We start from the raw sequence: 7643 nt of genomic DNA on the forward strand, positions 1-7643 counted from the left end.
GGACTCGATGTTAAGCAACAATCCACTCGCTGTCACTTCCGTCTCGCCTTGCGAGACAGTGACATTCGTCTTAGCGCAGGTCATCGAGGCGCGGCTCACGGTATGAATCACGGGATGGCCTCGCCCAGAGCCGCGATCACGTCCGGTTTGCGGGGCGCTCCGGTCGCGCGGCGGACGACGCGCCCGGCCTCGTCCAGGACGAGGACGGTCGGGGTCCGGACGATGTTCAGCCGGCGGACGAGATCGAGATGCGCCTCCGCGTCCAGCTCGACGTGCGCGACGCCGTCGACCATCGCGCTCACCTCGCCGAGGACGCGGCGGGTGGTGCGGCACGGCGCGCAGAACGCGCTGGAGAACTGCAGCAGCGTCGCCTTCTCGCCCAGTTCGGCGCCCATGTCGTCCGGCCGGACGGTCTCGCCCATCTCGCCGTCCTTCTCCCGCCGGGCGCGCAGCACGCCGTCACGGTGCCGCCTGACAAGGCCGAACACCGTGGCCGCGATGAGGACCGCCGCCGCGATCAATGCTCCGGTCATCGCGTCGAACAACCCCGGAGGCGCGCGACTTCTTCCCCGGTTCCGGCTCGCATCGGCCGTCAGGTGGGGAAGGTGAGCAGCGGCTGCCCGTCCAGCCCGACGACCTCGAACGAGAACAGCTGGCCGCGCGGGAACATCGTGGACCCGCGGTACTCGCCGTAACCCTCGTCGTACGGGACGTACCAGCTGCCGAGCGCGTCCCGGCGGCCGTCCCGCGCGATCACGAGCAGCCGGCAGTGCGACCCCTTCGGGACGCCGGCGAGGTGCAGTTCGACCTCCGTGCCCCACGCCTTCTTTCGGAGCATCACGTAGCCCTTGATGTTGCTCTTGGGGTTCGCGGCGGTGATCCGCTCGGCCCTGACCGCCGGCGTCACCGTCGACGTCGGCGGGGGCTTGGCGACGGTGCCGTCGTCCCCGGACGGGAACACGAAGCCGCCGAACAGCGCCCCGGCGACCAGCAGCAGGCACGCGGCGGCGGCGAGCGGGGCCCATCCGCCCCGTCCGCCGGCCAGGCGTCCCAGCGGTCCGAGCCATCCCCGCCGCCGCTCGGCCGCCCTGGTCAGCAGCCCGTCCAGCAGCTCGGGCGGCGGCCCGGCCATCTGGTCGAGCTGCCCCTCGTCGACCCGCCCGAGCAGCGCGGGCAGGCCGGCCATCCCGGCGAGCTCGTCCCGGCAGGCGGGGCAGCGCTCCAGGTGGGCCTCCACCTGGCTCCGCTCCCCGGGATCGAGCGCGCCGACCACGTAGACACCGAGCGCGGTGCGCACATCCGTGCAGTCGTTCATGGCGCCAACCCCCGCTCCTCCAATGCGAGTTTGAGCGCCCGCAGTGCGTAATACGTGCGGGACTTCACCGTGCCGGGCGGGATGCCCAGCGTCTTCGACGCCTCCGCCACCGACCGGCCCCGGTAGTAGGTCTCCACCAGGACCGCCCGGTGCGGCGCGCTGAGCCCGGCCAGCGCCTCCGCGACCGTCCAGGACTCCAGGGCCCGGTCGATGTCGTCCGAGCCCGCCGCGGTCATCATGACGTGCTCGTCGATGCCCGTCTCGGGCGGCCGCGCGCGCTTGGCCCGGTGCGCGTCGACCACCAGGTTCCGCGCGACCGTGAACAGCCACGGCCGGACGGGACGCCCCGCCAGCGCCTCCGGATGCTTCCAGGCGCGCAGCAGCGTCTCCTGGACGACGTCTTCGGCCTGGGGCCGGTCTCCGCCGGTCAGCCGCAGGACATACCCGAGGAGGGGACCCCCGTGCTCGCTGTACAGGGCGCGAAGCAAACCCTCATCCGCGGTCGGACCCACACCAGTGACACGTACGCCCTCACCGGCCGGTTCACCGGACGCCGCAGGTTCTATTTCTGGGCCGTCTATTTCTGCGCCTGCTGGAGATCGTTCAGCCGGACGTTCTCGGCGGTGGCCGCGACCCGCAGCCCCTCCGGCGTCGGCTCGATCTTGCTGATCCGCGACCCGACCGGCAGGTCGGCGACCGGGACGACCCAGGTGAGCTGCTGCTTCACCAGCGCCAGCGGGACCTGCGAGGCGCCGTTCGACCCGACCGACACGGGCGTGACCGCGATCCCCTTCGCCGTCGGCTTGACCTGGACGACCGCGGTGCCGGTGAGGGCCACGCCGAGGACGCTGCCGGTCAGGTCGACGGACAGGTCGTCGCCCTTCGGCCCGACCCGCTTGACCTCCTTCGGCGCCTCCTTCTTGATCACGTCGTAGGGGACGATCGCGGACGCGGTCGCGGTGCGCGCGGTGATGTTGGCCGCGCTGCCCTTCTGGACCTCCGACAGCGGCGCGTCCACGCCCCGCATGTCGACCTTGACGCCGGTGACGGTGACGCCCTGCTCCGTCCAGTCGCCGATGGCCACCTCGATGTGCTTGTACTCGCCCCCGACCGCCTGCGTCAGGAACGGGATGCCGTGGATCGTGACATCCGGCTGCTGCTGCAGGTTGTACTGCGCGGCCACCTGCTCACCGATCTTGTCCTGCGCGACCCGGACCCCGATCCGGTCCGCGGCGACCAGCACCACGGCCACGAGGATCAGCAGCACCACCAGTACTTTCCGCATGTCTCTCCTTCAGGCTGCGGCATGCGACCGCCACACCATAGTGCGCAAACGCGAGCCGAGGCGTCGCACCGGAGAATGACCGCGAAACCGGGAAAATCACCCCACTGACCTCAACCGCCGGCGAAGGGCGGCAGCACCTCCACGACCCCGCCCTCAGGCAGCCCCACGGACTCGTGCGGGCGCGTCCCGACCGGCTCCCCGTCGATGAGGAACGAACTGCGGCCCACGACCCGCGCGAACTCGCCGCCCCGCCCCTCCCGCTCCCGGGCCGCGGCGACCGCCTCCGCCAGCGTCCCGGCGTCGTACGGCTCCTCGTGCGTCCCCGCCGCCGCCTTGGCCGCCGCCCAATACCGCATCGTCCCCTTGGCCATGCCCTCAGCCTCTCATCCGCCACTGACACGGTCCGGCCAGGTCGCGCGGAGGCCACTCGGTTATGCTCAGGGGTGAGGGATCCGGGCGACGAGGCCATGGAGTTCATCTGCAAAGCCCTTCATGGCCGCCTCGTCCTTGAGCCGTCGGCCATGGGCCGGGCTGGAGGGTGAGCCGCCTGGGTCCTACGTCTTTTTGAGACGGGAGGCGGCATTTGAGCAGCTTGCTCCTGCTGACCAACGCGTTGGAGCCCTCCGACGAGGTCCTGCCCGCGCTGGGACTTCTGCTGCACTCCGTGCGCGTCGCCCCCGCCGAGGCGTCCGCGCTCATCGACGCGCCACCCGCCGACATCGTCCTGGTGGACGCCCGCCGCGACCTCGTCCAGGCCAAGAGCCTGTGCCGCCTACTGCGCACCACCGGCCTCGACTGCCCCCTCCTCGCCATCGTCACCGAGGGCGGCCTCGCCGCCCTCAGCCCGGAATGGGGCCTGGACGACGTCCTCCTCCAAACCGCGGGCCCCGCCGAGGTAGAGGCCCGCCTCCGCCTCGCCGTAGGCCGCGCCGCCGCCGGCGCCGACGCCGACGAGGTGCCGGGCGAGATCCGCAGCGGCGACCTCACGATCGACGAGGCCACCTACACGGCCCGCCTCCGCGGCCGCGTCCTGGACCTGACCTTCAAGGAGTTCGAGCTCCTGAAGTACCTGGCCCAGCACCCGGGCCGCGTCTTCACCCGCGCCCAACTCCTCCAAGAGGTCTGGGGCTACGACTACTTCGGCGGCACGCGCACCGTGGACGTCCACGTCCGCCGCCTCCGCGCCAAACTCGGCGCCGAGTACGAGTCGCTGATCGGCACCGTCCGCAACGTCGGCTACCGCTTCGTCCCCGACCACCGCCCCGGCGACACCGAAGAAAAGACCCCCGCACCCGCCTGACCCCTCTCGTGGGCGCGAGGGAACGGATCCATCTGCACACGACCACCCAGATCGAAGTACCTTCACAACGGTGCGTCACCAGAGCAAGGTCACCAAGAGGCCCGGGTCGAGTCGCCCCAAGCCCGTCGCCGCCTGGCCAATGCACCCCACCTGGTCATACTCGTCCGCGCGGGCACACCCGGCCTGCCCCGCAGCCCAAAGAAGGGATGAAGCGATGACCACGGCCATCGACAAGATCGCCTGGATCCACCTGAAAGACGGCAAGATCCTCAGCACCCGATCACACGGCAAGGACGTCTACTACATCCCCGGCGGCAAACGCGAACCCGGCGAGACCGACCTCGACACCCTGGTCCGGGAAATAGACGAGGAACTCACCGTCGCCATCGTCCCGACCACCGCCAGGCACCTGGGCACCTTCCAGGGGCAAGCACACGGCCACGCAGACGGCATCACCGTGCAGATGACCTGCTACACCGCCGACCATCAAGGCCAGCCGACCCCGAACAGCGAAATCGCAGAACTTGTCTGGCTAACCTACGCCGACCGTGACCGGACGTCCCCGGTCGATCAGATCATCTTCGACCACCTACACCAACTCGGCCAACTTCACTGAGCGCGTGTTTGAGAAGTTGATCTCGGTGGGCGTGGCTACGTGATCTTGTGTGCCGGTTCGTGCAGGGTGGCGCGATGTCTCGGCGGTCGTGTTATCCCTCGGACCTGACCGACGATGAGTGGGCGCTGGTGGAGCCGCTGCTGCAACCGGCCGGCGGTGGTGGACGCCCGGAGAAGCATCCGCGGCGCGACACCGTGGATGCGGTGCTGGACGTGGTGCGCACCGGCTGCTCGTGGCGGCAACTGCCCGCCGACTTCCCGCCCTGGCAGACCGTGTACTGGTACAGCGTGCGCTGGAAGGAGCAGCGGGTCATGCTGGACGCTCTGCGGCAGCAGGTCCGCCAGGGCGAGGGCCGCGACGCCGTGCCCAGCGCGGGCGTCATCGACTCCCAGAGCGTGAAGGCCGCCGACACCGTCAGCCGGGACACGCGAGACTACGACGCGGGCAAGAAGGTGCCTGGACGCAAGCGCTTCATCGTCACCGACACCCTCGGCCTGCTCATCACCGTGACCGTGTGCGCCGCGAACGTCCAAGATCGCGACGGGGCCAAGGGGGCGCTGCCGGGCCTGTATCTCACCTCGCCCACGTGCCGGTATGTGTTCGCCGACGCCGGGTTCGCCGGGCGGCTGCTGGACCGGGCCGCCGATACTCTGCGCACCACGGTGAGCGTCGTCCGTAAACCCGCAGACCAGAAGGGGTTTGCTGTGCTGCCCCGCAGGCGGGTGGTCGAACGGGACCCCGGCCTGGCTCACCGGGCACCGCCGACTCGCCCGTGACTACGAACGCCACACCTCAAACAGCGAGGCCATGGTCCGCTGGGCCGCGATCGGCCTCATGATCCGCCGCCTGGCACGGGGTGGACAGCCCGCCGTCCGCCAACGCCCACGTCCCCTCGCATACCAATAGCAAGATCCTTCCCAAACACGCACTGAGCGTTTCAGCAGGCTTGAGCCTCGCGGGTTGGTAGGACGTGAATGGCCTTGGCGAAACGACCGGCGCAATGAGGGGCAGCAGCGGAGTCTGCGGAGGATCCGCCATATCCTGAGCTGGGCGTTGGCGTGTTCGCCGGACCCACGGAGCCGGGCGTGGGAACGTTTGGCGCCCTTCTGCGGCTCTGGCTTGCCCTTGCCCCTGTAGCGCGTGAGTAACGATCCGCCCGCGCCGTGGTAGCCCTCGTCGGCCCGTACCGGCAGCCCAGCAGCCTGTAGCGCGCGCAGGATTCCCCAGACGCGAGCCGCCGTCAGGTCGTGCGTGCTGCCCGGCTGTGCGACACGGTCAATCGGGATGAGGGTACCTGTCCAGCACCGGGTAGAGCAGCCCGTCGCGGGTCGTCTTGCGCAGCGCGCAATGAAGCTTGGGAGTACGGGCCGACAGCATGGCGACGGCGTCGTTGACCTACCGCCACGGGGTCGTGGTGGGCACCCCGAACCCGGTACCAAGCTGGGCGTGAGCACCCGGCTTTCGCTGCCGATCCCCGCACGGTGCCGGCGGACCACGCTTGCCGTGTAGTCCAGGGTCCGGCGCGACAACGGCGGCGAAGAGCGACACACGAGCACGTGGAGCCTCTGGGCACGCCGACGCGCACGAACCCGATCCACAGGTATTGACACTTCCCCCGGGGCGGAACGTGCAGGTCACTCAGATGTACCGGTTCACGCTGGACCCCACGCCCACGCCCGCGCAGGCGCAGGCGCAGGCGCTGGCCTCGCCTGCCTGAGCCGACGTGGTCCGCGTGGAACCGGGGCCTGGCCGCCTGCAAAGACACCGCTACGACACCGAAGGCAAGTGGTGGTCGGGGACCGGGATGCACCGGCTGTGGAACCGGGTGAGGAAGACCGACCCGGCGCTGGGGTCAGGAGGCGTTCCGGGATCCGGATCGGGCGTCACGCGAGTTCGTCAGGTCCAGCCAAGGGGTACGCAAGGGCCGCCGCTTGGGTTCTCTCGGCGGTTCCGCAACTGGCCCGCCGCATGGCCAACGGCACGGCGCAGATCCTGTCGGCGACGGTGTCGCGGACCGCCCACCACTGACACGTGTCGTTCACCGTGCAGGTCAACCGTGCCGTCCCTCCCGGCATGCCCGGCCAGGCAGTGCCGTCGGCGTCGACCTCCGGATCACCACGCTGCTGACCGGCGTCGACGACCGGGGCGCCGTGATCGAGATCGCCGGACCGAAGGCGCTGCGGGCCGGGCTGCGCAAGCTGTGGCGGCGGCAACTCAGCAAGGCGCACTCGCGCAAGCAGCGGGGTCGGCCAACCGGGCCAAGGCCGCCGCACGGCTGGCCCGCCACCACGCCCGCAACGCCGAGCTACGTAAGGATGCGCTCCACAAGGCCACCGGCAGGCTGGCCGCCAGATGCGAAACCGTCGTGGTCGAAAACCACAACGTCAGCGGGACGATGGCCAACCGCCGCCCTTGCCCGCGCCGACCCCGGCCCCGACGCCGACGCGGACGCGGACGCCGACCAAGGGTTCGGGCAGGCACGGCGGATGCTGGGCTACAAGACCGGCTGGAACGCCGGGAACCTGGTGGTCGCCGACCGCTGGTTCCCCTCGTCCAAGACGTGCTCGGGCTGCGGCGCGGTGAAAGCCCAACTCGCCCTGTCCGAGCGCACCTACCGATGCGACACTGACACCGATACCGACGACGGCGGCGACTGCTGCAGGGGCGGCGGCTGCGGCGGCGGCCTGGTCCTAGGACGCGACGTCTACGCCGCCGCACGTAACCTGCTCGACCTCGCCGCCAGTGGGCGGAGAGACACAACGCCTGCGGAGGCGATGGAAGACCCGGCCCCGCCGGGCAACCGCCCGCGAAACAGGAACCCGGCACCGCGCATGCGGGTGAGATCGGGACCGCCGCCGGGCTAGCGACGGCTACCCCAACAGCGAAAACCCACACTCGCTCACATCACGGGTAACGGTGTGCTGCCCGGCTACTGGGAGCCGGGCAGGAGCGGGCGACGATGCAGGCGGCAGACGATGCAGGCGGCGGGGACCACCGCACACCACCGGTCGCACGGCCCGTCGCCATGGTGGTGGGCGGGCGGGACTCGCCGCACACCGCCGGTCAGGCGGCTTGTTGGCAGGGTGGTGGGCGGCTGGTCGTGGTGGTCCAGGCCGGTGGTGTGGTG

Annotated in this window: 10 protein-coding genes and 2 pseudogenes; 5 read left to right on the top strand and 7 right to left on the bottom strand. The window is 70.5% G+C overall.

What is annotated here, in order from left to right; translation table 11 throughout:
* Window positions 1-107: 107 nt before the first annotated feature.
* The 5 genes from E1293_RS20635 to E1293_RS20655 form a co-directional block, all read right to left on the bottom strand.
* Entirely contained in the window at window positions 108-422 is a 315-nt protein-coding gene (locus tag E1293_RS20635; RefSeq protein WP_424923654.1) for a TlpA family protein disulfide reductase, read from the bottom strand.
* 170 nt (window positions 423-592) lie between these two features.
* The gene (locus E1293_RS20640; protein WP_132199081.1) at window positions 593-1315 is read right to left on the bottom strand and encodes an anti-sigma factor family protein; all 723 of its coding nucleotides are present in this window, start codon (window positions 1313-1315) and stop codon (window positions 593-595) included.
* The gene (locus tag E1293_RS20645; RefSeq protein WP_424923653.1) at window positions 1312-1803 is read right to left on the bottom strand and encodes a sigma-70 family RNA polymerase sigma factor; all 492 of its coding nucleotides are present in this window, start codon (window positions 1801-1803) and stop codon (window positions 1312-1314) included. The genes E1293_RS20640 and E1293_RS20645 overlap by 4 nt, the downstream gene beginning before the upstream one ends.
* Window positions 1804-1892: 89 nt before the next feature.
* Complete coding sequence (locus E1293_RS20650) at window positions 1893-2600, bottom strand: LmeA family phospholipid-binding protein (protein WP_132199083.1); 708 nt, start codon at window positions 2598-2600, stop codon at window positions 1893-1895.
* 110 nt (window positions 2601-2710) lie between these two features.
* Complete coding sequence (locus tag E1293_RS20655; protein ID WP_132199084.1) at window positions 2711-2971, bottom strand: MoaD/ThiS family protein; 261 nt, start codon at window positions 2969-2971, stop codon at window positions 2711-2713.
* Between the two features lie 212 nt (window positions 2972-3183).
* Between E1293_RS20655 and E1293_RS20660 the strand changes: the two genes are divergently transcribed.
* From E1293_RS20660 to E1293_RS20670, 3 genes are all read left to right on the top strand, one after another.
* Window positions 3184-3900, top strand: coding sequence for a winged helix-turn-helix transcriptional regulator (locus E1293_RS20660; RefSeq protein ID WP_132199085.1), 717 nt, complete (start codon window positions 3184-3186; stop codon window positions 3898-3900).
* 214 nt (window positions 3901-4114) lie between these two features.
* Window positions 4115-4516 carry an NUDIX hydrolase gene (locus tag E1293_RS20665; RefSeq protein WP_132199086.1) on the top strand — a complete coding sequence of 134 codons (402 nt, stop codon included), beginning with the start codon at window positions 4115-4117 and terminating at the stop codon, window positions 4514-4516.
* 74 nt (window positions 4517-4590) lie between these two features.
* On the top strand, window positions 4591-5292 hold the full coding sequence (locus tag E1293_RS20670) for an IS5 family transposase (RefSeq protein ID WP_207938981.1): 702 nt from the start codon (window positions 4591-4593) through the stop codon (window positions 5290-5292).
* Window positions 5293-5453: 161 nt separating this feature from the next.
* On the opposite strand, the pseudogene E1293_RS20675 reads toward E1293_RS20670, so the two are convergent.
* Window positions 5454-6072: pseudogene (locus tag E1293_RS20675) on the bottom strand (transposase family protein).
* 248 nt (window positions 6073-6320) lie between these two features.
* On the opposite strand from E1293_RS20675, the pseudogene E1293_RS50735 reads away from it, so the two are divergent.
* Together E1293_RS50735 and E1293_RS47580 are read left to right on the top strand one after the other, a co-directional pair.
* A pseudogene (locus E1293_RS50735) lies at window positions 6321-6905 on the top strand (transposase); the annotation flags it as partial.
* Entirely contained in the window at window positions 6832-7380 is a 549-nt protein-coding gene (locus E1293_RS47580) for a zinc ribbon domain-containing protein (protein ID WP_279473267.1), read from the top strand. The pseudogene E1293_RS50735 and the gene E1293_RS47580, both read left to right, overlap by 74 nt.
* A gap of 65 nt (window positions 7381-7445) precedes the next feature.
* Here the strand turns inward: E1293_RS47580 and E1293_RS48655 are convergent.
* A partial coding sequence (locus E1293_RS48655) for a hypothetical protein (RefSeq protein WP_207938982.1) occupies window positions 7446-7643 on the bottom strand: 198 nt, incomplete at its 5' end.

The organism is Actinomadura darangshiensis, assembly GCF_004349235.1.
Taxonomy (GTDB): Bacteria; Actinomycetota; Actinomycetes; order Streptosporangiales; family Streptosporangiaceae; genus Spirillospora; species Spirillospora darangshiensis.